This window comes from Dietzia timorensis (assembly GCF_001659785.1).
Taxonomy (GTDB): Bacteria; Actinomycetota; Actinomycetes; order Mycobacteriales; family Mycobacteriaceae; genus Dietzia; species Dietzia timorensis.
Genome location: NZ_CP015961.1, coordinates 3,176,887 through 3,200,176, shown reverse-complemented (window position 1 = coordinate 3,200,176; position 23,290 = coordinate 3,176,887). Strand labels below are relative to the sequence as shown.

The following is a 23,290-nucleotide window of genomic DNA, read 5'->3' as shown; positions in this document are numbered from 1 at the left end:
GGGAGACCTCAAAAACCCCTATCTACCTGCATTGTTGAGGGATTCCTCACGATTGTGCATGGCCATCGGTGCCGTCGAAGCCGCCATCGTCGATCTCCGCCCACGCGTCCGGATCGTGGCGCACCGATATCACGGTGCGGGATCCGCGCGCCCCGGGCAGCTCGCGCCCGTCGAGAAGCGCGAGTATCTGCGCCCTTCCCTCGGTATCCAGGTGCTCGGTCGGTTCGTCGAGTAGCAGTATCGGCGCGTCGGTGAGCAGCGCCCGCGCGAGTAGAAGTCGGCGCCGCTGCCCACCCGAGAGAACGGACCCGCCTCCGGTGAGCACCGTCGACAGCCCGGCGTCCAGTCCGTGTGCCCAGTCGCCGAGCCCGACCGCGTCCAGCACCTCGTGCATCTGCTCGTCGCTCGCTTCGGGCGCGCCGAGCGCGAGATTATCGCGCACGGTCGTGGAGAACACGTGCGCGTCGGAGGCGGTGAACACGATGTCGGGTGTCGCTCCGGCGACTTCGCGCGCGCCGACGAGTACCCGCCCACCCATTGCAGGCAACAGGCCGGCGAGCGTGAGCAGCAGCGTGGTCTTGCCGGCGCCGTTGGGCGCGACGAGCGTGCGCCGGTCCCCGCCCGCGATGCGTTCGGAGCGCGTCCCCAGCGCACCGGTGGACGGCCAGCCCCATTCCAGGTCTTCGAGCACAAGGTCGGGGAGTCCGGGCTGCGCGGCAGAACCACCGTGTATGACGCCGGACTCGCCGTTCTCGCCGGCCGTCCCGATCTCGCGGATCCGGCGCACGGCGCCCCGTGAGCGCACCCACGCCGTGGCCGCCGCGGGCAACGCGTCGACGGCTTCGAATGCGGCGAGCGGAAGGAGCAAGAGGACGCCGACCCACTCGGGCGAATGGCTGCCGGCGGCGCTCACGGCGAGCACCGCGATGAGGATCGCAGAGGCGATCCGCCCGCCCACGGAAGCGGCGGATCCGCCGGCGGCGCCGGTCGCGCCGAGGCCTTCCGCCCGCGCGAGCGCTCCTGCGGCGCGCTCGGCGCGGGCGAGAGCCGCGCCGGTTTCCCCGCGCACCCGCATCGTGCCCTGGTCGGCGAGGATCGAGTCGAGCGCGGCGGACCACTCCTCGGTCGCGGACGCCCGCTCCTTGTCGACCCGGGCGACCGAGCGAGCGGTGAGCCACGGCGCAAGTACCCCGGACACAGCCAGCCCGCATGCGAGCACGGCAGCGGCGGCGGGGGAGAGTAGCGCCAGGAAGCCGACCGCCGCGGCGGAGGTTACGGCGGCCACTCCGACAGGGATCGCCACGCGCACGATGGCATCGCCGATCGCGTCGACGTCGGCGCCGGCGCGCGCGAGAAGAGAGCCGCGCCCCAGCCGCGACAGCCGCGCAGGAGGCAGCCCGGCGAGGCCGGAATAGATGCGGACGCGCGTGCGTGAGACGGCACGTAGCGCGACATCGTGGCCGACGAGCCGGTCGAGGTACCGCAGCACCGCGCGCGAGATGCCGAGCGCGCGCACCGCCGTCACCGCGACCGTGAGCTCGAGCACCGGTGGCATCTGCCACGCCCGCATGATGAGCCACGCCGAGACCACGGTGAGCGTCAGCGAGGCGATGAGCGTGAGCGACGCGGCGGCCACCGGCGGGACGAGCGAACGCGCCCGCACCCCGGTGATGTCCGAGAGCTCGCGCAGCTCGGCCCGGATACCGCCGGTCGGGGCGCTCCGGTCGGTCGTGCGCTCAGCGGTGCTCATAAGGCACCTCGATGACGTCGGACGCCGCCGCCAACAGGCGGTCGTCGTGGCTGGTGGCCAGGACCGTGCGCCCGTCGGCGGCCGCTTCTCGAAGGCGGCGAACGACCTCGCGGGCGTGGTGATCGTCGAGATGTGCGGTCGGTTCGTCGAGTAGGAGGACCGGGCGTCGGCGGTCGAGCTCGGCATCGAGATCGGCGAGGCGCTGCTGACCCGTGGACACGCGCGACGCGGAGTTCACCGTGCGCTCGGGAGCCGGCGCCTGCGGCAGCCACGCCACCTGCGAGTACAGCGCGTCGCCCGACGCGGCCCGTCCATCGCGATCGTGGACCTCCGCGGTGCCGGAGACGCCGTCGCGGACGAGGCCGAGCGCCGCGAGCAGTGCCGTGGACTTGCCCGAACCGTTGGGGCCCGCAAGCACGGTGAGCGTGCCGGCACCGGCGCGGGCGGTGAGCCCGGTGGGCGCCGCGCCACCGCGAGAGGGGACCGCGAGCGAGGAGAACACGATCTCGAAGGGGGCGGAAGGTGCGACGTCATCCGGTGGTTCGGTGGAGCGCGCACGGGCAGCGGAAGCGGGGTCGAGGAGGGCAAGGACCTCTGCGGCGCCCTCGGCGCCCTCGCGGGCCGAGTGGTAGGCGGCGCCGAGAGCGCGGAGCGGGACGTAGAGTTCGCCGATGATGACGAGAACGGTGAGGCCGGCGAACAGGTCGAGGCTGCCGGTGACCAGCCGCAGGCCGATGCCGACGGCGACGAGCGCGACCGACAGGGTGGCGAAGAATTCGAGCACGGCGCCGGAGAGGAACGCGATGCGCAGCACGCGCATCGTCGACGAGCGGTGGGATTCGCCGAGGCGGCCGAGCTCGGAGACCGGGGTGTGGGTGCGGCGGAACGCGCGCAGCGTGGGCAAGCCGGCGATGAGATCGAGCATCTGCTCGTTGAGCACCGCGAGCCCGCGAAGGCGCGCCGAGGTGCGCCCCTCGGTGAGCTTGCCGATGAGGATCATGAAGATCGGGATGAGCGGCAGGGTTACCGCGGCGGTGATCGCCGAGGTGAGGTCGAGAATGCCGATGACCACCAGGATCGACGGGATCGCGATAAATGTAGAGGCGAGAACGGGCAGGAAGGAACCGAGGTACGGCCCGATGCCGTCGAGCCCCTCGGTGAGCGCGGTGCGCGAACGGGTGGAGGACGCGGCGCGGGTGCGCACGTCCATCGCGGCGAGCTCGGTGGTGGCCTGCGAGCGCAGGTCCGCGATGATGCCGGCTGCGGCGAGATGTGCGCTGCGGCGCTCGGCCCAGGCGGTCGCGATCTGCGCCAGCCCGGGGATGGCGAGCACGGCGAGGATGCGCCCGGCGCTCGGGGTGTCCGCGCCCGGGTCGAGTGTCGTCGCACCGATCCAGCCGATGGCGAGGCCGAACGCGACGACACTGAGGGTGCGCGCGGCCGCGAGCACGGCGGCGAGTGCGATCCAGCGTCGCGCGGGCCGCGACAGCGCGAGCAGCCGCGGATCGATCGGCGCCCTCGACAACTTCGGGACGACCGCGTCGGGAGCCGCCGGCGTTGTCATGCCTTCTCCGGGGAACCCTCGGTGCTCGCGGGCGCTCCGAGCGCTACCGGGTCGGCCGAGATCCGCTTGCTGAACACCCAGTACGTCCACCCTTGGTACAGGATGACAAGCGGGGTGATCACGGCGGCGGTCCACGTGAGGATCGTGAGAGTGTACTCGCTCGAGGCTCCGTTGTGGATGGTCAGCGAGAACGCGGGGTCGACCGAGCTGGGCATGAGATTCGGGTACATCGACCCGAAGATCAGTGCGGTGACGGCGAGGGTCGCAATCGATGTGGCGGTGAACGCGATCCCATCGCGGTGCCCGGCGAGCGCGGCGATGCCGCCGAGGACCCCGACGAGCGCGAGTGCCGCGACGGCCCACGTCCAATCCTTCCCGTGGGCGATTTGCGTCCACAGCACGAACGCCGCGCCCGCCACCGCGGCGAGGCCGCCGACGATCGGGGTGAGACGCGCCGCCTCCTCGCGAAGCGTTCCCGTGGTCTTGAGCCGCAGGAACGCGAGCCCGTGGAGCAGGAACACAAGCGTGAACGCGACGCCGCCGAGCAGCGAGTACGGGTGGACGAAGTGCACAAGCGTCCCGGCGCCCGAGGACAGCCGTTGCTCGGAGTCGAGCGGCAAACCTGCGAGCATCGACGAGATAGCGATGCCCCAGATCAGCGGCGTCGCCACCGAGCCGGCGATGATCCCGGCGTCGCACCAGCGGCGCCAGCGGTCGGTGTTGACCTTCGACCGCCATTCGAGCGCGACCGCGCGGAAGATGAGCGCGAGAATGATGCCGAACAGCCCGAGGTACAGGCCCGAGAACATCGTCGCGTACCACTCGGGGAACGCGGCGAACATGGCGCCACCGGCGACGATGAGCCACACCTCGTTGCCGTCCCACACGGGCCCGATGGTCGTGATGATCGCCGAACGGCGACGCTCGTCCTTGCCGAGGATCGGCAGCAGCATGCCGATGCCGAAGTCAAAGCCCTCGAGCAGGAAATACCCGGCGAACAGCACCGCGACGAGGACGAACCACAACACTTCGAGTTCGATTCCGAAAATCATCGCCCCTCGTCCTTTCGATCGTCGGCAGCGGACGTGCCGCTCGAGGTGAAGGACACGGGCGCCTCGGCCGAGTCGGAGGCACCCGAATCCGCGTCCGCCGGCGAGCCGTATCCTCCGCCGTCATCGGCGGGGCCGTCCGACGTTGGTGGGCCGGCGAGCACCGTCTTGCGGATGAGCCAGAACCACACGACGAACAGCGCGCCGTACACCAGGGTGAAGCCGATGAGCGTCGTCCACACCGTCCACGTGGCGTGGTCGGAGACGCCCATGTCCACGAGCAGGCGGATCTGCTCGGTTCGCGGGTCGCCACGCGATTCCGGGTTGGGGTGCACCACCCACGGTTGGCGGCCCATCTCGGTGAAGATCCAGCCCGCGGAGTTCGCGAGGAACGGCATCGGCAGGGACACGAGCGCGAGCGTGGACAGCCACGTGCCCCGCCGGCCCGTCGGGATGCGGCCTTTTCGGGTGAACCACCACGCGACGACCGCGAGGAGGAACGAGAACGCCATGAGGCCGATCATTGCGCGGAAGGACCAATAGGTGACGAACAGGTTGGGCGCGTAGTTACCGGGCCCGTACATTTCCTGCGATTTCGCTTGCAGGTCCTGTACCCCTTCGAGGGTGACGCCGCTGAACTTGCCCTCCGCGAGGAATGGCAGCACGAACGGAACCTCGATGAGGTGCATCACCGAATCGCAATTATTGTGCGTCCCGACGGTGAGGACGGAGAACATCGGATCGGTCTCGGTGTGGCACAGCGACTCGGCCGAGGCCATCTTCATCGGCTGCTGCTGGAACATGAGCTTCGCCTGCGTGTCCCCGGTGAAGAAGAGGCCGAAGCTCGCGATCACCACGGTGACGATGCCGACGAGCAGCGCCGGTCGGTGCGCGGAGGTGCGGGCGTCGTGGGAGCCCTCGCCGGCCTGCGCCGCGCGACGGGCCTCGCGGACCATCGACCAACACGCGACGCCGAGGACGAAGGTTCCCGCAGTGAGGAACGAGCCGGCTACGGCGTGGGGGAACGCGGCGAGTGCGGTGTTGTTGGTGAGCAGTGCCCCGAAGTCGACGAGCTCGGCGCGCCCGGTCTCGGGATTCCATTCGGCACCGACTGGATGCTGCATGAACGAGTTCGCGACGATGATGAAGTATGCAGAGAGGTTGACCGCGACCGCGACGATCCAGATGCACGTGAGATGCAGCCAGCGGGGCAGTCTGGTCCAGCCGAAGATCCACAGGCCGAGGAACGTCGATTCGAGGAAGAACGCGGCGAGACCCTCGAGCGCGAGCGGCCCGCCGAAGACATCGCCGACCGTGCGGGAGAATTCCGACCAGTTCATCCCGAACTGGAATTCCTGCACGATGCCCGTGACCACACCCATCGCGAAGTTGACGAGAAAGACGGTCCCGAAGAATCTCGTCGCCCGGTACCAGCGCGGGTTGTCGGTGACGACCCACATGGTCTGCATGAACGCGACGATCGGGGCGAGGCCGATGGTGAGCGGAACAAAAATGAAGTGGTAGACGGTGGTGATACCGAATTGCCACCGGGAGATATCGACTAGGTCCATGGGCGGAGCCAATCCCTTCGCACGGCGCACGGGGACGGGCGGCCACAGTGGCGCGCCGGGTGGCCATCCGGGCCGTACCGGCGGTCCCGCCTAAGCGCTGTCACGATTTACCCTAGGCCCTCGAAGAGTCGAATACGCCCTCGTTCGACGGGCCGGATTTCGGCGGCAACGGACGGTGTTGCCGCGAATGTAACCGCGGCCACCGCGAAACCGACAGGTGACGGAACGAACACGGTGTATGCGCTGGTCGTCGACCGGGAATATCGTTGATATGACACGCAGTGCCAAATTAAGTATGCGGGTTGAACATGACCGCTTCGGGGGTGGTGACACCGCTTTCGGGGTGACCTCGGGCGCGGCGACCGGGCGGGTAGATCCGCCGCCGGGGCGCCTGTCGGGGTTCTTCTGGCCGGCCCGCGGGTCCATACTGATAACCATGGCAACGACACCATTGCACCGAATGCTGGGCCAGCCGCGCGCGTTCCAGATGCTCGCGCGGATCTACCCGCCGCTGCTCGGCGCGGGCATCAGGGTCACCTCGATCTCGCCGGACTGGACTCGCGGAGAGCTCTCGATGCACGTGTATCCGTGGAACGCGAATCACAACGGCACCGCGTTCGGCGGCGCACTGTTCTCGGCGACCGACGTTCTCTACGGCACGATGCTCGCCGGTCAACTCGGCGGAGGGTTCTCCGTCGCCACGAAGGAGGCAACCGTCCGCTTCCTGCGTCCGGGACGCGGCCGCATGTCGTGCACGGTCGAGGTTCCGCGCTCCGAGGCCGACCACGTGATGGAACAGTTGCAGACGGCGTCCGGGGTGGACATGCGCCACCTCGCCACGCTGTACGACACCAAAGGGCGCGCCATCGTCGAAGCGGAACATGTGCTGCGGGTGAAGAGGCGCAAGTGAGTAAGGCTCCTCGCCCGGATACCGGCCCGCCCGCGGACCCGTCCGTGACGGCCGGGGACATCGAGCGCCGCGAGAAGCGCACTCCGTCCCCGCTGCGCCAGGCCGCGAGGACCACCGGGAGCGCGGTGACCGTCGTCGCCCACGAGGTGCGCAATGCCCCGGCCCGCGGGTGGCTGCTCGCCGAGAGGGTGGCGGCGCTGGCCGCGCGCGCGGGCGACACGCGAGTGGCGTTGTCCGACGTCATCCGAGCCATGTGGGAGTTGGCCGAGAACTCCGAGGCCAACGTGCTGCACGTGGTCAACGGGCCGCTGGGTCCTGAGCGGACGAACATGAAGTTGTCGCCGAAGGAGTTGCGCGCGCAGGCCGAGGCCGCCCGTGGCGAGGCCCCTCGGCCCGGCGCGGCGGGCGAAAGCGAGACCCACTTCGCGGCGGACGGCGACGCCGCAGGCGAGGGCCCACGGGTGCGAATGCAGACCGGCGGGATGCTCAGCTCGGACGAGGCGGTGATGGTCGAGCTCGACGTGCCCGAGCGCCATCTCGATGCGGTGATCGCGAAGCTCGAGGCCATGGGTCTGGCCACGGAGGAGCTCGGTAAGCAGCTGCGCGGGCTGCCCTCGCACGCGCTGCCGCTGCGCGGCGGCAAACGCCGGTAATCTCGCAGGCGTCCCGATAGGGCCACCGACGACAAGGAGCGACATGGTTCTCGAAAGCGGCACGCTGCCCGTGATCCCCGGTAGGGAAGAGGAGTTCGAGGCGGCATTCGAGCAGGCGAAGAGCCTTATCGCCGGTTCGCCCGGCTGCATTTCCGTTGAACTGCGCCGCAAGGTCGAGGTACCGAACGAATACCTGTTGCTCGTGCAGTGGGAGACGATCGAGGACCACACCGAGGGCTTCCGCGGCTCCGAGGCCTTTACCGCCTGGCGCGAGCTGCTCCACCACTTCTACGAGCCCAAACCGGTGATGGAGCACTTTACATTTGTAGCGGGCGAAACCGGCATTTCCGGCACTTAGGGGTTCGCCGACTAACGCGGCGGTTTCCCCATGACGTCGGAGGTGGCGGTTACTCGGCCTCGCGCTTGTTTTCCAGTTCGTTGATCCGGTTCGCGGCCTTCCGGAGCCGCTCCTTGCGGCTTTCGACTTTCTCGTCCGAAAACACCTCGTCGTACTTGAACTCGTCGTAGATCAACTCGTCCTCGTCGGAGTACTTGAGGATCATCCGTGGCACCGACAGCGTGACGATGAGCGAGGGCCACACGACCCAGGCGTAACTCCAGTCGAGCGCGAGCTGCAGGATGAGGAACGCGACGAGGGTGACGCCGATGATGATCCAGTCGAGCGATTCGACGAGCTCCCCGCGCTTGCGCAGCGATTCCAGCTCCGCCTCGTCCGAGGCGGGCTCGAGGTCCTTGCCGGGCTTTGCCTTGCCGTCGGAAGCGGGTGCCTCCGGTGTGGCGGGCACCGCGATGTCGCGCTTGACCAGCGCACCACCTGTTACTTCGAGCGGAACTCCGCCGGGAAGTCCGGTGAACAGGTCGTCGAGCTCGCGGACCCGGCGCGCGTCGGCGGCGCGGCCCGAAAGCTCCTCGAACTCGGACATGTCGATGCGCCCGGTCGCATAATGCTCGCCGAGCGCGTTGAGCGCGTGGAGGCGCTCGTCGTCGCTCAGGCGCAGGTTCTCGCTGTCGTCGGCGGCCATTTGTGTCCCACTCCCCGGGTCCGGCGTACGTGTGCAGTCCTGACCCAAGCCTAGCGGCACCGGGGCCAGGCGATTACGCGGCGCCGACGACCCCGCAGCCGACGCGGTCCCCGGCATCGCCGGTGCTCAACGAATCCTCGTCGGGCGCCGGCGCGTAACGGTCGGGGATGTGCGCGAAGTTGTCCGGGCCGGCGTGGATCATCACCGCGGTGCCCTCGCCCGCGCCGAGGTCTTCGGGTGTGAATCGGTCGGTCTGGAATGAGGTCTCGGCCTTGCCGTTCTCCATGACCAGCAGCGGAGGCATGTCCCCGGCGTGGTCGGGGTGCTCGGCGTCGTCCGGATTGAGGTGCGAGCCCGCCGAGTGGAATGCGGAGTGCTCGCCGTCCTCGTCCGTGCCGTGCGGCTCGCACTCCCCGGTGTCGTGGATGTGGAACCCGTAGAAACCGGGATCGAGTCCTTCGAGGGAGGCGGTCACCTCGGTGGCGCCATCGACTTCGGTGAACGACACCGTACCCAGCTCGTCGCCTGCCTCGTTCTGTACGCGCGCGGTCGCGGCCGGCTCCGCGTCGGAGCCGGCCGCCTGGCCTGCCTGTTCTGCGCTTGCGGTGGACTCGGCGTCGCTCGGGGAGGACGTATCTCCGGCGTCATCCGAACCGCATGCGGCGAGGCCGAGAAGGGCTACGGCCCCGATGCCGAGGGCGAGGCGGCTTGCGGTGTGTCGTCGGATTTCGTTGGCGGTTGTGCGCACGTCGACTCCTTGGGATCGGGCGTTCCGGGGCGTTCGCCCCTCCACTCCAGCCCTACACCACGCGCGCGCGGTACAGAAGGGACGGACGGCGACCAGGGGTGATTGCACAGGCGAAATGTGGCCGGGCGTAGGGTATGCCCGTCCGCGACGAAGGAGGCAGTGTGGCAGCTGAGGTGGGACCGAATTCACCTGACGGGGACGTCGAGAAGGCGGGCGGACCCGCTGCCGGGAACGCATCGGAGCAGGAAACGAACGGGCTGTCGCGGCAGCTCGCGAACCGGCACATTCAGCTCATCGCGATCGGCGGTGCCATCGGGACCGGGCTGTTCATGGGCTCGGGCAAAACCATTTCTCTCGCCGGGCCGTCCGTGCTGTTCGTGTACATGATCATCGGCGGGATGCTGTTCTTCGTGATGCGCGCGATGGGTGAGCTGCTCCTGTCGAACACGAATTATCATTCCTTCGCCGATTTCGCCGGCGACCTTCTCGGGCCGTGGGCGGGCTTCTTCACCGGGTGGACGTACTGGTTCTGTTGGATCGTCACCGGCATCGCCGACGTCGTCGCCATCGCCGGGTACACCACGTTCTGGTGGCCGGACCTGCCTTTGTGGATCCCCGCGCTGGCCACTGTCGCCGTGCTCATCGGGCTCAACCTCGTCACGGTCAAGGCGTTCGGCGAGACCGAGTTCTGGTTCGCGATGGTGAAAATCGTCGCGATCGCCGCGCTTATCGTCGTCGGCCTGGTCATGGTGTTCTCGCACTTCTCGGCGCCGAACGGCGCGCAGGCGCAGTTCGCGAACCTGTGGAACGACGGCGGCATGTTCCCCACCGGGTTCATGGGCTTCGTCGCCGGCTTCCAGATCGCGTCGTTCGCGTTCGTCGGCATTGAGCTCGTCGGCACCGCCGCGGCCGAGACGAAGGACCCGGAAAAGACGCTGCCCAAGGCGATCAACGCGATCCCCGTGCGCGTCGCGTTGTTCTATGTCGTCGCGCTGCTCGTCATCCTCGCGGTGACGCCGTGGCGCGAGATCTCCCCCGACAACAGTCCCTTCGTCGCGATGTTCTCGCTCGCCGGCTTCGGGATCGCCGCCTCGGTGATCAACTTCGTCGTGCTCACCTCGGCCGCGTCCTCGGCGAACTCGGGGATCTACTCGACCTCGCGAATGGTGTACGGGCTGTCGTGGCACAGCGACGCGCCCTCATGGTTCGCGCGCCTGTCCTCGCGCCGCGTTCCCGCGAACGCGCTCTACCTGTCCGGGGTCTTCCTGCTCACCGGGGTGGTGATGGTGATGGTCGGCGACTCGATTATCGACGCGTTCACCATCGTCACCACCGTGTCCTCGCTGTGCTTCATGTTCGTGTGGACCATGATCCTTGCGAGCTACATGGCCTACCGGCGAAAGTTCCCCGAGCGCCACGCGGCCTCGAAGTTCAAAATGCCCGGCGGGATCGTCATGTGCTGGGTCGTCATCGCGTTCTTCGCGTTCCTCATCTGGGCGCTTACGCAGAAGGACGACACCCTGCACGCGCTCCTCTTCACGCCGATCTGGTTCGTCGTCCTCGCGATCGCGTGGCTCCTCCTGCGGCGCACGCCGGTGCAGCAGTCCCGCATCCGCGCCTTTCGCGAAGGCCGTAGCGAGTTCTGATCCCGCACGCGCCCCAGGAGTGGAATGCTGTGGGGGCGACGAGGACAGAGAGAGGGTGCGACATGGCAGCGGATTCGCAGGACGGTGCCGATCGAATCGTTCGGGCGAAGCGGACGATATCGGCGCCTGCGGCAAGGATCTTCGAGCTGATCGCCGATCCGGCCAAGCAGCCCGATTGGGACGGAAACGACAACCTCGCCGAGGCAGCGGAAGGACAGCGGGTCCGCTCCGTCGGCGACGTGTTCACCATGACGATCACCAAGGGCGTGGACCGTGCCAACGAAGCCGTCGAGTTCGCCGAGGGCGAGCTCATCGCGTGGCGGCCGAGCGTGCCCGGCGAGCCCGCGCCCGGCCACCTATGGCGCTGGGAAATCGCCGACCTGGGGGATGGGACGTGCGACGTCATCCATACCTACGACTGGACCGACCTGACGGACACTGCACGCATGGAGCGAGCGGCGGCCACCACTTCGGAGTGGCTCGAAAGGTCCATCGACCGGCTCGCGGCGGTGGCCGAACGCTGATCCGGCCACCGCGCGAGGGTTACTTCGCGGTCGCGCCCCAGCCGTGGACCTTGTCGATCGAGATCCACACGTCGACGCGTGGCTGGTCCCGCACCGGGTACGGGTTGCCCGTGTAGTGGCGCGAGATTTTGTCGATGCCTTCGAGCTCGGGGTCGTCGGCGATCTCGACGACGCGGCCCTGGATGGAGACGTGCGAGTACCAGTCGCCATCGGCGAGCACGGTGAGCGAGACGCGCGGATCGCGCTTGAGGTGCTGCAGGCGGACGCGGCTGGCGTCGAGGTTGAAGCGGATGCGGTCGCCTTCGAGGAGGTACCACGTCGCCACGGTCACGGGCGTGCCGTCCTTGCGGAGCGTCGCCATCACCGACGGATTCGGTTTGGCCAGAAATTCGAACTGCTGAGTCGAGGGCGTCTCGGCCATGGGATGTCTCCTAGTTCGGGGATCGGTGCCGCCCAGCGTACGCCGGGCGATTGCGGGTTCGTCGCGCGTTTACCTGCCTGACCCGGCAACTTTTCCCGCTCGTTTCCGGGGCTGGATACGTTAACGCCATGGCGGCATCGACGTATTCCCGAAGATCATTTATGACGGCGGGCACCGCGACCCTCGCCGTCGGCGCGTTCGCGGCGGGAACAGGACGCGTCGCCGCGGCGCAGACCGGCTCCTCGGCCCGCGATAACCTCGCCGCGCTAGACCTCGAGGTGATGACGGTGACCGACACCTCCATCGCCCTGAGCTGGACGACCTACGCGCTGAGCGGCGGCCCCGTGGAGGCAGATACCGAGCTGCTGCTCGGACCGGCCGACAGCCGCGCGCCGCTGCAGCAGGTCCACTTCGACGAGACCCCGGTGGCGATGCACCACGTGATCGTCGACGGCCTGGAACCGGGCCGCGCGTACCGCTTCGAGGCGCGCTCGGCCGGCGTCCGCGCGATCGGGAACCACGTCGTCACGAACCTCCCCGGTTCGCCCGAGCGCACCGGCGTCGTGCGCACGCTCGTCCCACCGCCGGGCAGGAAGATCCGCACGATCGCCGTGGCCAACGACATCCACATCGGCGAGGAGAAGTCAGGACTCATCGTCGGCGATTTCCCGCCGGGCGCCTCGCAGGAGCCCGGGCTGCCTCCGTACGCCGACGTCATGCTGTCGGGGATGCTCGCGGAGCTCGGCCGCGCGGGCGTCACCGAGCTATTCTGCAACGGCGACCTCACCGCGGAGGCGCGCCCGGCGGAGGTCGCCAGGGCACGCGAGCTGCTCGACGGCTTCGGCGAAAAGGGGCGCAATTGGTGGGCCACGCGCGGGAACCACGATCGCCCCCACCGCGGCGCCGAGTACTCCTCGTGCGCGCCGTACGGCAACGAGCACTTCGACTGCTGGGGCCAGCTGTTCACGCCGCGGCAGACGATGTGGTCGACCGACGTCGGCGGGCTGCGCGTCGTCGGGCTCGACTCGACACATGTAGATTCCTCTGGCGGCCTCATCGACCCCGCGCAGTTCGACGAGCTCGACCGCGTGCTCGCCGAGAATCCGGACCAGCCGACGCTGTCGCTCACCCACCATCCGGTTACGCGAGACGCCCAATGGAGCAACTTCACCGGGCCGCCGTTTGTGCTGGATGACGCCGACGCGATGCGCCTACAGGGGGCCCTCGCGCGCACCCCGGGTTCCTTCCTGCACATGTCCGGCCACACGCACCGCACCCGGCGCGGACCCGCCGATGTCCGGCCGGACGATAGCCGCGCACCGACCGAGTACCTCGAAGCCGGCGTCGTCGTGTCGTACCCGGGGAACTACACCTTGATCACGCTGTACGAGGGCGGTTATATGGTCAACCTCCACCGCGTGGCCTCGCCGCTCGCGCTGCGCTGGATTGCCCGCTCGCGCCACACCTACTTCGGGCTCGTCCCCGAGTACCTCCTCGGCACGCTCGCCGACCGTAACCACGTCGCGCACCGGGACTTCTCGGGCCTGCGTTGAGCGTCGCCGCGCGCGGGCGGCTGGGATTCAGCGGGCGGAACGCCGATCGCCGAAATGCCTTGTGGGTATCGGGTGCCACCTAGGATCGGCGCACACCCCGGCGAAAGAAGGAGCGGCCATGTCCGACCCGGCAAACTCAACCGCGCGCGAACACAGCGGCGACGTCTACGAAATTGAGCGGCTTAAGTATCGGTACCTCCGCGCGCTCGACACGAAGGCCTGGGAGGATTTCGCCGACACCCTCACCGAAGACGTGCGCGGCGACTACGGCACCGCGCCCGACGGCACCGCCCTGCGATTCTCGGACCGCGAATCGCTGGTCGGCTACCTGCGCGAGGCGATGGGCGGTCGCGGGGTGATCACCGAGCACGCCGCGACTCACCCCGAGATCGACATCGACGCGGACGGCTACGGAGCCCGCGGCACCTGGTACCTCCACGACCGGGTCATCGTGGCCGAGTTCGACTTCATGCTCATCGGCGCGGCAATCTACTCCGACCGCTACCGGCTCACCGCCGAAGGATGGAAGATTGCCGAGACCGGCTACGAGCGCACCTACGAGGCGACGATGTCGCTCAAGGGGCTTGACTTCTCACTCACTCCCGGTGCCGCACTGGCCGAAGGCTCCTAATGCCGTGTCCGCCGACCATCGATCACAGGTAGACCATTGGAGGAAGCGGACCCCAGAAAAATCGGACAAGGCGTTTGCAAAAGACATCGACGGGCATTTCGCTGAAGGAATTCCTAGCTGGATCGGGAAGGTCAACAAAATGAAGCTAACTGGCCGCCAAATGGTCAAGTATGCGGACGAGCAGTTCGTTGAAGCTGGCTATCTCAAGGTGGCTAGTTATGACGGCGTAGAGATGACAGTCTGGAGCCGTTCTTTTGATCGCCTTCCTGGCTGTATTTGTGAGCTCAGGTTGTTTATTGATACTGGTAAGAGGGCGGGCGCGACTATGGTGTTGTGGCCGAGTCTGCGCCTTGAGGAATCGTTCCTAGAACACGTGTTGCCGTCCGAGGTGTATGCCAGGCTGGTCGAGGTCTTAGGGCGGGGTACAGATAGTCTGAAGATCGAAGAGTTGAGACTACTCAATGAAAAGGTCAAAAAAGGGTCCCGCCCGTACTTCGGTCTTACGACCGAGTTGTTTGATCAGTACTTTGTTCCTGGTGTTCGTGAGTTTGATCGGGCCGCTGACTTAGTTGCTCAGTCGCGTGAGAGTCTTCGGGCGTGTGCGTTGGAACCCCGGCTCGGGGTACGCCCGCCGCTGGATATACAGCAGTTTCAGTTTCGTGGGGCGGCTTTGCTGTTGGCAACGCTGTATGGCCGGGACGCTTTTGACGATGTGGTGTCGGAGTACCGCAGTTTGAAGGACGCTGGGCATTGGATGCATTCGGAGTCCGATGAATCTCTTGATGATTTCGTGAAGGTCGTCGATCTCGTGCCGGAGGAGTCGTGGGCCGCGATGCGTGCCGGCGGGCAATAACGACTGACGGTTCTGCGGCCATTCACCCCCCCGATAATGTGTGCGCCCTACGCCGGAACCCCGGGGCTCGTGGTCGAATACTCGTGCCCGTGCTCGGCCCGTTCCCACAGCTCGTCGCGCGTCTCGAGGCCCTCGGATTGCAGCTCCCGCTTGAGGATCTTGTTCGTCGCCGTCATCGGTAGGGTTTCGGCGAGCCGAACCCAGCGCGGCCACGCTTTCGGCGACAGGTCGTCCTGCCGCTCGAGAAATGCCTGGAACCCTTCCGGGGTGAGGTGGGCGTCGTGCCGCGGGACGAGCGCGGCGACGATCTGGTCCCCGACACCCCGCGGATCCGGCAGCGAATACACCGCCGCCCGCGACACCGCCGGATGGCGCAAGATGATCTCCTCGATAATCCCGGTCGCCATGTTCTCGCCGTCGACCCGCAACCAGTCGCCCGTCCTGCCGGCCATGAAGATGTAGCCGTCGGCGTCACGGTAGGCGAGGTCGCCCGACCAGTACTTTCCGTCCCGCAGGCGCTCGTTCGTGGCGTCGGGATTGTTGTAGTAGCCGGAGAAGAATCCGGCTCCCTCGGTATTGACCAGCTCACCTATACATTCGTCGAGGTTTGTGATCGCGCCGCTGTCGTCATACTCCGCGCGCGGACACTCCGTGCCGGTAAACGGATCGAAGACCGCCACCCCGGGGAAGGGTTCGCCGATCGATTGAAGCGGCGAATTCTCGGTACGCACCACGATGATCGCTAATTCTGTAGAGCCATAGGCATCCGAGACCTTGCACCCGAAACGCTCGGCGAACGCCGGAATGTCCTTCGACGCCGCCTCGTTGCCGAACGCCAGCCGCAGCGTGTTCTCCGCATCGTCGGGCTGTGCGGGAGTGTCGAGGATGTATGCGAGCGGTTTGCCCACGTAATTCATGTACGTCACGCCGTATCGGCGCACGTCGGGTAGGAACCGCGATGCGCTGAACCGCCGCGCCAGCACCATCGTGCCGCCGGTGACCCACGCGGGGCCGACACCACCCAGGATCGCGTTGGAATGAAACGTGGGCATCGACAGATAGAACACATCCCGCGCGGTAAGCCCATGCGAATCGGCGAGCATCGAACCGCTCATCACCACCGTCGAGTTCGCCACTCGGACGGCCTTGGGGTTGCCGGACGTCCCCGAGGTGAATATCAACATGAACGGATCCCGGGCGCCTCGCTCTGGGAAGAATGACGGCGGAGTCGCGTCCGCCACCAGGTCGTCCCATTCGTCGGAGGCGACGTTGATGATGCGTACGTCCCCGAGGTCGAGCCCTTCCAACAGCGGCGCGTAGCGGCCGTCGGTGAGTAGAATCTGGCAGTCGGCGGTCCGGATATCGCGCGCAAGCCCCTCACCACGCCGCGTCGTGTTGATCCCTGCGGTCACGTAGCCCCCGAGTGCTCCCGCGGCGAGCGCGAACATGATCTCGGGAACGTTGTCGAGCAGCGTGCCGACGTGCCGCGGGCGGTCGTCGTTCAGCAGAGCGTGAATCGCGCTCGCGCGCCGCTTGGAGCCGACGACGAACTCGCGCCACGTAATGACCTCGTCGTCGAACTTGATCGCGGGCCGGTCCGAGTCGTGGTGGGAAAGCAAAAGATCCCGCATGGTTTCGGCCATGGTTCCCTCCGGAGAACGGGGCGCTAGAACACATAACGCTGTGAGCTAGATCATATTCAATGTCCGGAGGATTTCAGCGAAGTTCGAAAGGTCCACCCGCACAGGGGGAGCGGGTTGCGGCGGTCAGCAACCCACCGGTGCGCCGGAGCCCTCGGCTGCGGCGCAGACCGACGTCGCCGACAGCTTCCACACGCCGCCGGAGTTGGTGAACACCACCGGGGTGCTCAGACGCGTCTGCCCCTCGGCCGTGTACTCCAGTGTCGCGGTGATGGAATCGCCGGAGCGTTCGAGCGGTCCGACGACCCGTGCTTCGCCCTGCGGGTCGTCGCCCACGCCTAGCCCGGCGAGAAACTGCGGAATGCCTACGCCGAGCATGCCGTTTTCCAACGATTGTGCCTTCGCCTCGTCGGAGGCGTCGGTCGTGACGAGGAACTGCACGAGCGAATCGAGCTCCTCTACCGTCGGCTCGGCCGAGGTCACGGTGAACCCCTCGGCGGGCACGTCCGTGGAGGGCGTCGTATCGCCGTCGGTCGGCGGCGTCTCGGGCGAAGTCGTGGCGTCGGAGGTGCTCGGAGCCGCGCTCGACGACGTGTTCTCCGACGTCCTCGACGAGTTCGAGGACTTTTCCGAGCTGGGGCTGCTGGACAACTTCTTCGAGGACTTATCGCTCTTGGACGAACCGCTGCCCTTCGAGGAGCCGCTGCTGGACGAGCCACCCTTCGACGAGCCTCCGGAGGAGTACGGCTTCGCCGTCGACGTCGCGGCGATCTTCTTCTTGCTCGAATCGCTCGTCTTGTCCGAGTCTTTCTTGCTGTCCTTGGACTTGGCCCCGTCCTTGTCCTCGCGCTTGTCCTTGTCGGAATCCGTGGTTTTGTCGCCCTTGTCGTCTTTCTTCTTCTCGTCCTTCTTGCCCTTGCCGGGCTCCTCGGCTCGGGATGTCTCCGACGCCTCTGCTGCCGTGTTCTTCGGCTGCGGGTCGTCGGTCGTGCGCACGAGCGCCGCAATGGCCACGCCAGCCACCAGCGCAATCGCCAGAATTCCGGCACCGAACGCGAGCATCGCCGAGCGCTTGGTCACCGTGATGGTCTCAGAACTGTCGGACGGGCTGGAGCTATCGCGCACGGAATATCCTTTGCGGTCGGTCGTCTCATTGGGGCGAATCGTCGTACGCCTTTCACAGCGCGGCCTCATGCTAACGGTCCGAAATGAACACCGGAATTTACCTCTCCGCCACCCTGAATGGTGCTTGGCGCGTTCCCAGTCACCACCTGGGAAAGTAAAACGAGGTTTGTATATGACGGCGGAGAGCCGCAGATTTTCCTAACGAAACTTAGGTGAGATCGTCGTAAACTCCCGAGACCCACGCCGCATATCGGTCGGCCGAACGACGCACCGCGCCCGAGGCATCGGAAAGCACCGAGCCGCCGAAGTTCCCGTAGAGCCTGTCGAATTCGTACCGCGACACGTGCTCGGCGATGCGCCGCACGACCGCCGCGGACAGTGGGATCCAGTTGGGGTAGGACCGCATGAACGTCACCCAACCGGTGTCGCGGACGGGGCCGATGGTGTCGCCGGCGAAGAGGACCCCGGCGCCGTCCGGTGCGGTCCAGTGGACTACGTTGCTGCCGGGGAAGTGTCCGCCGGGCTGTGACGCCCGGACCCCGGGCAGGATCTCAGTCTCCCCGTCCCAGATCACTGTGTTCTCCGGGCGCACCCCGAGCCACTCTTCGTCGGCAGCGGAAATGAACACCGGAGCGCCGCCGAACGCGCGGGACCACACCGACTGGAGGCCGTACATGTGCGGATGCGAGGGCACGATCGCCTCGACCCCGCCGAGCCGGGAAATCTCGGCATGCACGGCGTCATCGAAATAGTTGGGTGCTTCGAGGAGCACGTTGCCGGCGTCCGTCTGGAGCAGGATTGGTACCTGGCCGATCCCGGGGCAGCGATGTTGCCGAATGCCGAGCACGCGCGGTTCGAACTCGACGATCTCGAGGGAGGCGCCGTTCGCCCCCGCGCGCTCGGGGCTCGTCCATTCCTGCCCGCGGGGCGGAACGAACTGTCGCTCGTCCGCACAGATCGGGCACACGTCGGGGAGTGCATCGCCAACGCGCTCCACGCCGCACGTGGCGCACTGGATTGTGGTTGCCGCGCCGAAGTCATTGTCCATGGTGCAGTGCAGATTACACCCGGACGCTAGGCCTTCACTTCCGGATCGGGTGTGCGCACGGTGATCGGGTCGGTACCGTCCCACGCCGAGACGCCCCTGGCCTCCGGGATGTCCTCGCGGCTGAATACCGGCTCGAGCCTCTGCTTGCGCTGCGCGCCGTAATTGTTCATCAGTCGCAGCCCGATCTTCGCCAGCGGGATGAGTGCGATGAGGTTGATCGTCGCCATCACGCCCATGAACAGGTCGGCGAGGTTCCACACCAGCTCGAGGCTGCTCACGGTGCCGATCACGACCATGACGCAGACGATGGCGCGAAAGACGTTGACCCACACGTCGGATTCGCGGATGAACCGGACGTTGACCTCCCCGATGTATGCGCTGCCGAGAATCGAGGAAAACGCGAGGAAGAAGATTGTGACGATGAGGAACGGGATCGCCCAGTCGCCGACCTGCCCGGCGAGTGCGTTCTGCGTGAGCGAGATGCCCTCGGCCTCGCCGCCGTACTCCGGGTTCGACAGCAGGATGATGAATGCGGTCGCCGAGCACACGACCAGGGTGTCGAGATACACGCCGAGAGACTGGACGAGCCCCTGCTTCGCCGGGTGGGATACCGAGGCCGTGGCCGCGGCGTTCGGGATCGAGCCCATTCCGGCTTCGTTCGAGAAGAGCCCGCGCCGCACACCCTGCATAAACGCGGCACCGAGCGCGGCCCCGGCAACTTCCTTGAACCCGAGCGCGTGTCCGACGATTAGCCCGACCATCCCCGGCACCTCGCCGATGTTGATCGCCACCACGAACAGCGCGACCGCGACATAACCGACCGCCATGATCGGCACCATGATCTCGGTGACCGACGACAGCCGCCGCACCCCGCCGAACACGACCGCCGCCGTCAGCAGCGCGAGAACAACCCCGATGGCGAACATCGGCGCGCGACCCTCGAACGAGAACTGCGTATCGATCGACGCGGCGATCGAATTGGCCTGCACCGTGGGGAAGATGAAGCCGTAGGTCACGGTCACGATCACCGCGAAGCAGACCGCGACCTTTTTCCAGCCGAGCCCGTCACGCATGTAGTAGGCGGGCCCGCCGACATAGGAGTCGCGCCGGCGCACCTTGTACAGCTGCGCGAGTGCGGACTCGATAAAGGAGGTCGCGCCGCCGAGGATCGCGAGCACCCACATCCAGAACACCGAGCCGGGCCCGCCAACGGTGATGGCGATGGCAACGCCGGCGACGTTCGCCGAGCCCACCCGCGCCGCGGCGGAGATCGTGAACGCGCGAAACGCGGAGATCCCCTTTTTCCCCTCGGAGATGTCCGAGGGCTTTTCGGTAATCGTCCGGAACATCTCCGGCAGCCACCGGATCTGCATCGCGCCGGTGCGAATCGTGAACCACATCCCGGCCAGGCACAGCAGCGCGATCACGAAATACCAATAGTTCTCGTTGATCGTCTCGACGGCCGTCGCAAGAGTTTCCATGCGCAACAGCGTAGGGCCACTACCCGTTTCGCGGGCGTTTATCGCCGTCCCAGCTTCGCCCGACACCGCGTCATTGCGGTATGACGGCGGAGGAGCGCGGCTCTCTGGGCGGTTTAGCTGCCCTCGGCGGGCTGCCTCACCGTGAGCGGATCCGAGCCGTCCCATTCGGAGACGTTCTTCGCCTCGGGGATGTCGTCGCGGCTGAAGACGGGGTCGAGGCCCTGCTTCTTCTGGTCGGTGTAGTTCTTCATCAGCTTCATCGCGATCCTTGCCAGGGGGATGAGTGCGATGAGGTTGATCGTCGCCATGAACGCCATGAACAGGTCGGCGAGGCTCCACACGAGGTCGATACTGCCGATCGCGCCGCCGATGACGGCGACACAGACGAGCACCCGGAAGATTGTGAGCGCCAGCTTGCTCTCCCGGAGGAAGTTGATGTTGGACTCGCCGTAGTAGGAGTTACCGAGGATCGAGGAGAAGGCGAGGAAGAAGATCACGATGGTGAGGAATGGGATCGCCCAGTCGCCGACCTGCGCGGCGAGTGCGTTCTGCGTGAGGGAGATGCCTTCCGGGTCCCCGCCGTACGACGGGTCCGAGAGCAGGATGATGAACGCGGTCGCCGAGCACACGAGCAGCGTGTCGAAGTAGACGCCGAGCGACTGGACGAGGCCCTGCTTGACCGGGTGGGACACCGAGGCCGTCGCGGCAGCGTTCGGCACCGAACCCATGCCGGCCTCGTTGGAGAACAGGCCGCGGCGGATGCCCTGCATGATCGCCGCGCCGATCGCGGCTCCGGCGATTTCCTTGAAACCGAGGGCGTGCCCGACGATCAGCCAGAACACTCCCGGTACCTCGGAGATGTTGAGCGCGACCACGACGAGCGCCACGGCAACATAGGCGAACGCCATGATGGGCACCATGATCTCGGTGACCGCCGACAGGCGGCGGATGCCGCCGAAGATCACCGCAGCGGTGAGCAGCGCGAGGATGATTCCGATGATCACCATCGGGCCGGTGCCCTCGATCTCGAACTGGTTGTTGAGCGACTGCGCGATCGAGTTGGCCTGCACGGCGTTGAACACGAAGCCGTAGGTGATCGTGATGATCACGGCAAAGGCGATGGCGACCCATTTCCAGCCGAGCGCATCGCGGATGTAGTACGCCGGGCCGCCGACATAGGAATCACGTTTGCGGACCTTGTACAACTGGCCCAAGGAGGACTCTACAAATGATGTGGCGCCGCCGAGGATTGCGAGCAGCCACATCCAGAACACCGCGCCCGGGCCGCCGACGGTAATGGCCACGGCCACGCCGGCGACGTTGGCCGAACCCACGCGGGAAGCGGCCGAGACCGTGAAGGCTCGGAAGGCGGAGATTCCCTGCTTGCCTTTCTCGATCTCCGAGGGCGACTCGGTAATCGAACGGAACATCTCCGGGATGAGGCGGATCTGCACCGCCCTCGTCCACACCGTGAACCACACACCGGCGATACACAAGATCGCGATGACGAAATACCAGTAGTAGTCATTGATATTGGTGACGGCATCGGTGATCGCATCCATGGGCACAACTGTAAATGGGCACCGGCCCAAATGCCTCACGAACCGGCGAAAGCCGAGAAAACGGGAAACCGGTGTTGTCCACCTATCGCAAAGGTAGCGTGAACATCGCTCACGAGATATCCCCACAAGGAGGCAGCAATGACCGACCAACCCGGGAACCCCTACGCCCCACAGCCCGACGGCCAAGGTCCGCAGGGTGGCTCCGTTCCGGCAGGTGGCAATAATTCCTCAGGTGGCTACCCCGCGGCTGGCGGCTACTCACAGCCCGGCGGCTACTCACAGCCCGGCGGGTACCCGGCGGACGGCACGTATCCGCCCGGCGCCAACAATCCCTCGGGCGGTTACCCGCAGGCAGGTCAGTACCCGGGAGGCGAGTTCGGTGGTTACGGCTACGCTTCGGGCGGTATCCCGGCAGGCGGAGCGCCGCAGGGTAACCAGCAGTGGGGCGCCCCGCAGCAGGGGCCGGCAGCCGCCGAGGCGAGGGGATTCTTCTCCGCGCTATTCGATATGTCGTTCCAGAGCTTCATCGCGATCAAATTCGCGCGATTCATCTACATGTTCTTCATCATCGTCTTCGCGTTGCTGTGGATCATCGGCCTCCTCAGCTCGCTCGGCGCGGCGGTAGCCGGAGATGGCGGCTGGCTCGTCCTCGTCGCCTTCGTCCTCTTCGGCTGGATCCCGCCGCTCATCTACATTGTGCTCATCCGCCTCTCCCTCGAATTCATGATCGCCCTCGTCCGCACCTCACAGAACACCGCGGGCACGCGCCAGGAAATCGAGGGACTACGCCGCGAACTCCGCTCGCAAGCATAACCCGCGCGCCGCACCCCACAAATCGCGAAGGTGCCCTACCGCGAATCCATTCGCGGTAGGGCACCTTCTCTCGTTCGTCCCCGCTTACCCCCAACTATGACGTCGGAGGTACGGAAACCTACTTGCCCGCGGCGATCAGTTGGTCGAGCAGACCGTTGATCTCGCCGGTGCGGCGCTCCTCGGGCGAGACGCCGGTCTCGGAGAACTCGGTGAAGAGGGACAGCGAGACCTGCGAGCGCACGACGTGCATGTTGAAGTTCGCGAGGATCTGGCGCCACTGCTCGACGGCGCGGACACCGTTGTCGGCGCCGTAAGACACGATCGCGGCCGGCTTGTTCTGCCATTCCGGGCCGATGGAGTCGAAGGCGTTCTTCAGCGCGCCGGGCACGCCGTGGTTGTACTCGGGGGTCACGAAGATAAAGGCGTCAAAGGAATCGATCGCCTCGGACCATTTCTGCACCTCGGGGGTGTCGTACTGGCGGTTCGCGGCGCCGGGGACCGTGGCGCTGGTGAGGATCGGGATGTTGAATTCCGCAAGCGAGACGATCTCGAACTCGGCGCCGCCGTGGCTGTCCGCGTTCTGCTTGACCCACTCGGCAACCGTGGTGGACTTGCGTCCCTCGCGGACCGAACCGTCGATGATGCCAACCTTCATTTCGTCGAACTCCTCTAAGTAGATGTCTTTTGCCTTCGTTCAACGTTCTA

The 23,290-nt window shown here is 66.6% G+C and carries 22 protein-coding genes; 9 read left to right on the top strand and 13 right to left on the bottom strand.

Annotated elements, in window-relative coordinates:
* Positions 1-46: 46 nt before the first annotated feature.
* Genes cydC through BJL86_RS14785 form a run of 4 tightly spaced genes read right to left on the bottom strand, consistent with a single transcriptional unit; the run spans position 47 to position 5,934 of the window.
* The gene (gene cydC / locus BJL86_RS14800) at positions 47-1,750 is read right to left on the bottom strand and encodes a thiol reductant ABC exporter subunit CydC (RefSeq protein ID WP_075845068.1); all 1,704 of its coding nucleotides are present in this window, start codon (positions 1,748-1,750) and stop codon (positions 47-49) included.
* Entirely contained in the window at positions 1,737-3,314 is a 1,578-nt protein-coding gene (locus tag BJL86_RS14795; protein ID WP_232228997.1) for an ABC transporter ATP-binding protein/permease, read from the bottom strand. The genes cydC and BJL86_RS14795 overlap by 14 nt, the downstream gene beginning before the upstream one ends.
* Complete coding sequence (gene cydB / locus BJL86_RS14790) at positions 3,311-4,354, bottom strand: cytochrome d ubiquinol oxidase subunit II (RefSeq protein WP_082908736.1); 1,044 nt, start codon at positions 4,352-4,354, stop codon at positions 3,311-3,313. The genes BJL86_RS14795 and cydB overlap by 4 nt, the downstream gene beginning before the upstream one ends.
* A gap of 8 nt (positions 4,355-4,362) precedes the next feature.
* Positions 4,363-5,934, bottom strand: coding sequence for a cytochrome ubiquinol oxidase subunit I (locus tag BJL86_RS14785; RefSeq protein WP_067478230.1), 1,572 nt, complete (start codon positions 5,932-5,934; stop codon positions 4,363-4,365).
* Positions 5,935-6,370: 436 nt separating this feature from the next.
* Here BJL86_RS14785 and BJL86_RS14780 point away from each other — a divergent pair, with 436 nt between their 5' ends.
* From BJL86_RS14780 to BJL86_RS14770, 3 genes are read left to right on the top strand one after another with little or no spacing between them, the layout of a single operon-like run.
* Positions 6,371-6,844, top strand: coding sequence for a DUF4442 domain-containing protein (locus tag BJL86_RS14780; protein ID WP_067478233.1), 474 nt, complete (start codon positions 6,371-6,373; stop codon positions 6,842-6,844).
* Positions 6,841-7,497 (top strand): hypothetical protein, encoded by a 657-nt coding sequence (locus BJL86_RS14775; RefSeq protein ID WP_075845067.1) that lies wholly within the window; start codon positions 6,841-6,843, stop codon positions 7,495-7,497. The genes BJL86_RS14780 and BJL86_RS14775 overlap by 4 nt, the downstream gene beginning before the upstream one ends.
* Before the next feature lie 43 nt (positions 7,498-7,540).
* Positions 7,541-7,855: an antibiotic biosynthesis monooxygenase family protein gene (locus BJL86_RS14770; protein WP_067477328.1), complete on the top strand. Its 315-nt coding sequence runs from the start codon at positions 7,541-7,543 to the stop codon at positions 7,853-7,855.
* 49 nt (positions 7,856-7,904) lie between these two features.
* On the opposite strand, the gene BJL86_RS14765 is transcribed toward BJL86_RS14770, so the two are convergent.
* Together BJL86_RS14765 and BJL86_RS14760 are read right to left on the bottom strand one after the other, a co-directional pair.
* Positions 7,905-8,540, bottom strand: a complete 636-nt coding sequence (locus BJL86_RS14765) for a DUF1707 SHOCT-like domain-containing protein (RefSeq protein ID WP_067477331.1) — start codon at positions 8,538-8,540, stop codon at positions 7,905-7,907.
* Between the two features lie 73 nt (positions 8,541-8,613).
* A complete protein-coding gene (locus tag BJL86_RS14760; protein WP_231887283.1) occupies positions 8,614-9,288 on the bottom strand; it encodes a superoxide dismutase family protein in 675 nt (224 codons plus the stop codon).
* A gap of 161 nt (positions 9,289-9,449) precedes the next feature.
* Here BJL86_RS14760 and cycA point away from each other — a divergent pair, with 161 nt between their 5' ends.
* Both cycA and BJL86_RS14750 read left to right on the top strand, forming a co-directional pair.
* On the top strand, positions 9,450-10,934 hold the full coding sequence (gene cycA, locus BJL86_RS14755) for a D-serine/D-alanine/glycine transporter (RefSeq protein WP_257787272.1): 1,485 nt from the start codon (positions 9,450-9,452) through the stop codon (positions 10,932-10,934).
* Positions 10,935-10,996: 62 nt separating this feature from the next.
* Entirely contained in the window at positions 10,997-11,458 is a 462-nt protein-coding gene (locus BJL86_RS14750) for an SRPBCC family protein (protein WP_067477334.1), read from the top strand.
* Positions 11,459-11,477: 19 nt separating this feature from the next.
* Here BJL86_RS14750 and BJL86_RS14745 read toward each other — a convergent pair whose 3' ends face one another.
* Positions 11,478-11,879, bottom strand: a complete 402-nt coding sequence (locus BJL86_RS14745; protein WP_067477337.1) for a PPOX class F420-dependent oxidoreductase — start codon at positions 11,877-11,879, stop codon at positions 11,478-11,480.
* 128 nt (positions 11,880-12,007) lie between these two features.
* Here BJL86_RS14745 and BJL86_RS14740 point away from each other — a divergent pair, with 128 nt between their 5' ends.
* From BJL86_RS14740 to BJL86_RS14730, 3 genes are all read left to right on the top strand, one after another.
* Entirely contained in the window at positions 12,008-13,432 is a 1,425-nt protein-coding gene (locus BJL86_RS14740) for a metallophosphoesterase (protein WP_067477340.1), read from the top strand.
* 118 nt (positions 13,433-13,550) lie between these two features.
* Positions 13,551-14,063 carry a nuclear transport factor 2 family protein gene (locus BJL86_RS14735; RefSeq protein WP_067477343.1) on the top strand — a complete coding sequence of 171 codons (513 nt, stop codon included), beginning with the start codon at positions 13,551-13,553 and terminating at the stop codon, positions 14,061-14,063.
* A 4-nt stretch (positions 14,064-14,067) separates the two neighbouring features.
* On the top strand, positions 14,068-14,916 hold the full coding sequence (locus BJL86_RS14730; protein WP_156515423.1) for a hypothetical protein: 849 nt from the start codon (positions 14,068-14,070) through the stop codon (positions 14,914-14,916).
* A 47-nt stretch (positions 14,917-14,963) separates the two neighbouring features.
* Here the strand turns inward: BJL86_RS14730 and BJL86_RS14725 are convergent, their stop codons facing one another.
* From BJL86_RS14725 to BJL86_RS14705, 5 genes are all read right to left on the bottom strand, one after another.
* Complete coding sequence (locus BJL86_RS14725; protein ID WP_067477349.1) at positions 14,964-16,559, bottom strand: AMP-binding protein; 1,596 nt, start codon at positions 16,557-16,559, stop codon at positions 14,964-14,966.
* Between the two features lie 123 nt (positions 16,560-16,682).
* Entirely contained in the window at positions 16,683-17,681 is a 999-nt protein-coding gene (locus tag BJL86_RS14720) for an MTB12 C-terminal domain-containing protein (RefSeq protein ID WP_067477352.1), read from the bottom strand.
* Between the two features lie 208 nt (positions 17,682-17,889).
* Positions 17,890-18,729: an MBL fold metallo-hydrolase gene (locus tag BJL86_RS14715; RefSeq protein WP_067477355.1), complete on the bottom strand. Its 840-nt coding sequence runs from the start codon at positions 18,727-18,729 to the stop codon at positions 17,890-17,892.
* A gap of 26 nt (positions 18,730-18,755) precedes the next feature.
* Positions 18,756-20,210, bottom strand: coding sequence for an alanine/glycine:cation symporter family protein (locus tag BJL86_RS14710; protein WP_067477358.1), 1,455 nt, complete (start codon positions 20,208-20,210; stop codon positions 18,756-18,758).
* A 113-nt stretch (positions 20,211-20,323) separates the two neighbouring features.
* Positions 20,324-21,772 (bottom strand): alanine/glycine:cation symporter family protein, encoded by a 1,449-nt coding sequence (locus BJL86_RS14705; RefSeq protein ID WP_067477361.1) that lies wholly within the window; start codon positions 21,770-21,772, stop codon positions 20,324-20,326.
* 138 nt (positions 21,773-21,910) lie between these two features.
* On the opposite strand from BJL86_RS14705, the gene BJL86_RS14700 reads away from it, so the two are divergent.
* Entirely contained in the window at positions 21,911-22,585 is a 675-nt protein-coding gene (locus BJL86_RS14700; RefSeq protein WP_067477364.1) for a DUF4282 domain-containing protein, read from the top strand.
* 118 nt (positions 22,586-22,703) lie between these two features.
* Here BJL86_RS14700 and BJL86_RS14695 read toward each other — a convergent pair whose 3' ends face one another.
* Entirely contained in the window at positions 22,704-23,240 is a 537-nt protein-coding gene (locus BJL86_RS14695; RefSeq protein ID WP_067477367.1) for an NADPH-dependent FMN reductase, read from the bottom strand.
* Positions 23,241-23,290: the final 50 nt, after the last annotated feature.

Bases quoted from the DNA above. Each gene is read 5' to 3' on its own strand.
- cydC (WP_075845068.1), bottom strand. From the start codon at position 1,750: ATGAGCACCGCTGAGCGCACGACCGACCGGAGCGCCCCGACCGGCGGT.
- BJL86_RS14795 (WP_232228997.1), bottom strand. From the start codon at position 3,314: ATGACAACGCCGGCGGCTCCCGACGCGGTCGTCCCGAAGTTGTCGAGG.
- BJL86_RS14785 (WP_067478230.1), bottom strand. From the start codon at position 5,934: ATGGACCTAGTCGATATCTCCCGGTGGCAATTCGGTATCACCACCGTC.
- BJL86_RS14780 (WP_067478233.1), top strand. From the start codon at position 6,371: ATGGCAACGACACCATTGCACCGAATGCTGGGCCAGCCGCGCGCGTTC.
- BJL86_RS14770 (WP_067477328.1), top strand. From the start codon at position 7,541: ATGGTTCTCGAAAGCGGCACGCTGCCCGTGATCCCCGGTAGGGAAGAG.
- BJL86_RS14765 (WP_067477331.1), bottom strand. From the start codon at position 8,540: ATGGCCGCCGACGACAGCGAGAACCTGCGCCTGAGCGACGACGAGCGC.
- BJL86_RS14750 (WP_067477334.1), top strand. From the start codon at position 10,997: ATGGCAGCGGATTCGCAGGACGGTGCCGATCGAATCGTTCGGGCGAAG.
- BJL86_RS14745 (WP_067477337.1), bottom strand. From the start codon at position 11,879: ATGGCCGAGACGCCCTCGACTCAGCAGTTCGAATTTCTGGCCAAACCG.
- BJL86_RS14740 (WP_067477340.1), top strand. From the start codon at position 12,008: ATGGCGGCATCGACGTATTCCCGAAGATCATTTATGACGGCGGGCACC.
- BJL86_RS14735 (WP_067477343.1), top strand. From the start codon at position 13,551: ATGTCCGACCCGGCAAACTCAACCGCGCGCGAACACAGCGGCGACGTC.
- BJL86_RS14725 (WP_067477349.1), bottom strand. From the start codon at position 16,559: ATGGCCGAAACCATGCGGGATCTTTTGCTTTCCCACCACGACTCGGAC.
- BJL86_RS14715 (WP_067477355.1), bottom strand. From the start codon at position 18,729: ATGGACAATGACTTCGGCGCGGCAACCACAATCCAGTGCGCCACGTGC.
- BJL86_RS14710 (WP_067477358.1), bottom strand. From the start codon at position 20,210: ATGGAAACTCTTGCGACGGCCGTCGAGACGATCAACGAGAACTATTGG.
- BJL86_RS14705 (WP_067477361.1), bottom strand. From the start codon at position 21,772: ATGGATGCGATCACCGATGCCGTCACCAATATCAATGACTACTACTGG.
- BJL86_RS14700 (WP_067477364.1), top strand. From the start codon at position 21,911: ATGACCGACCAACCCGGGAACCCCTACGCCCCACAGCCCGACGGCCAA.
- BJL86_RS14695 (WP_067477367.1), bottom strand. From the start codon at position 23,240: ATGAAGGTTGGCATCATCGACGGTTCGGTCCGCGAGGGACGCAAGTCC.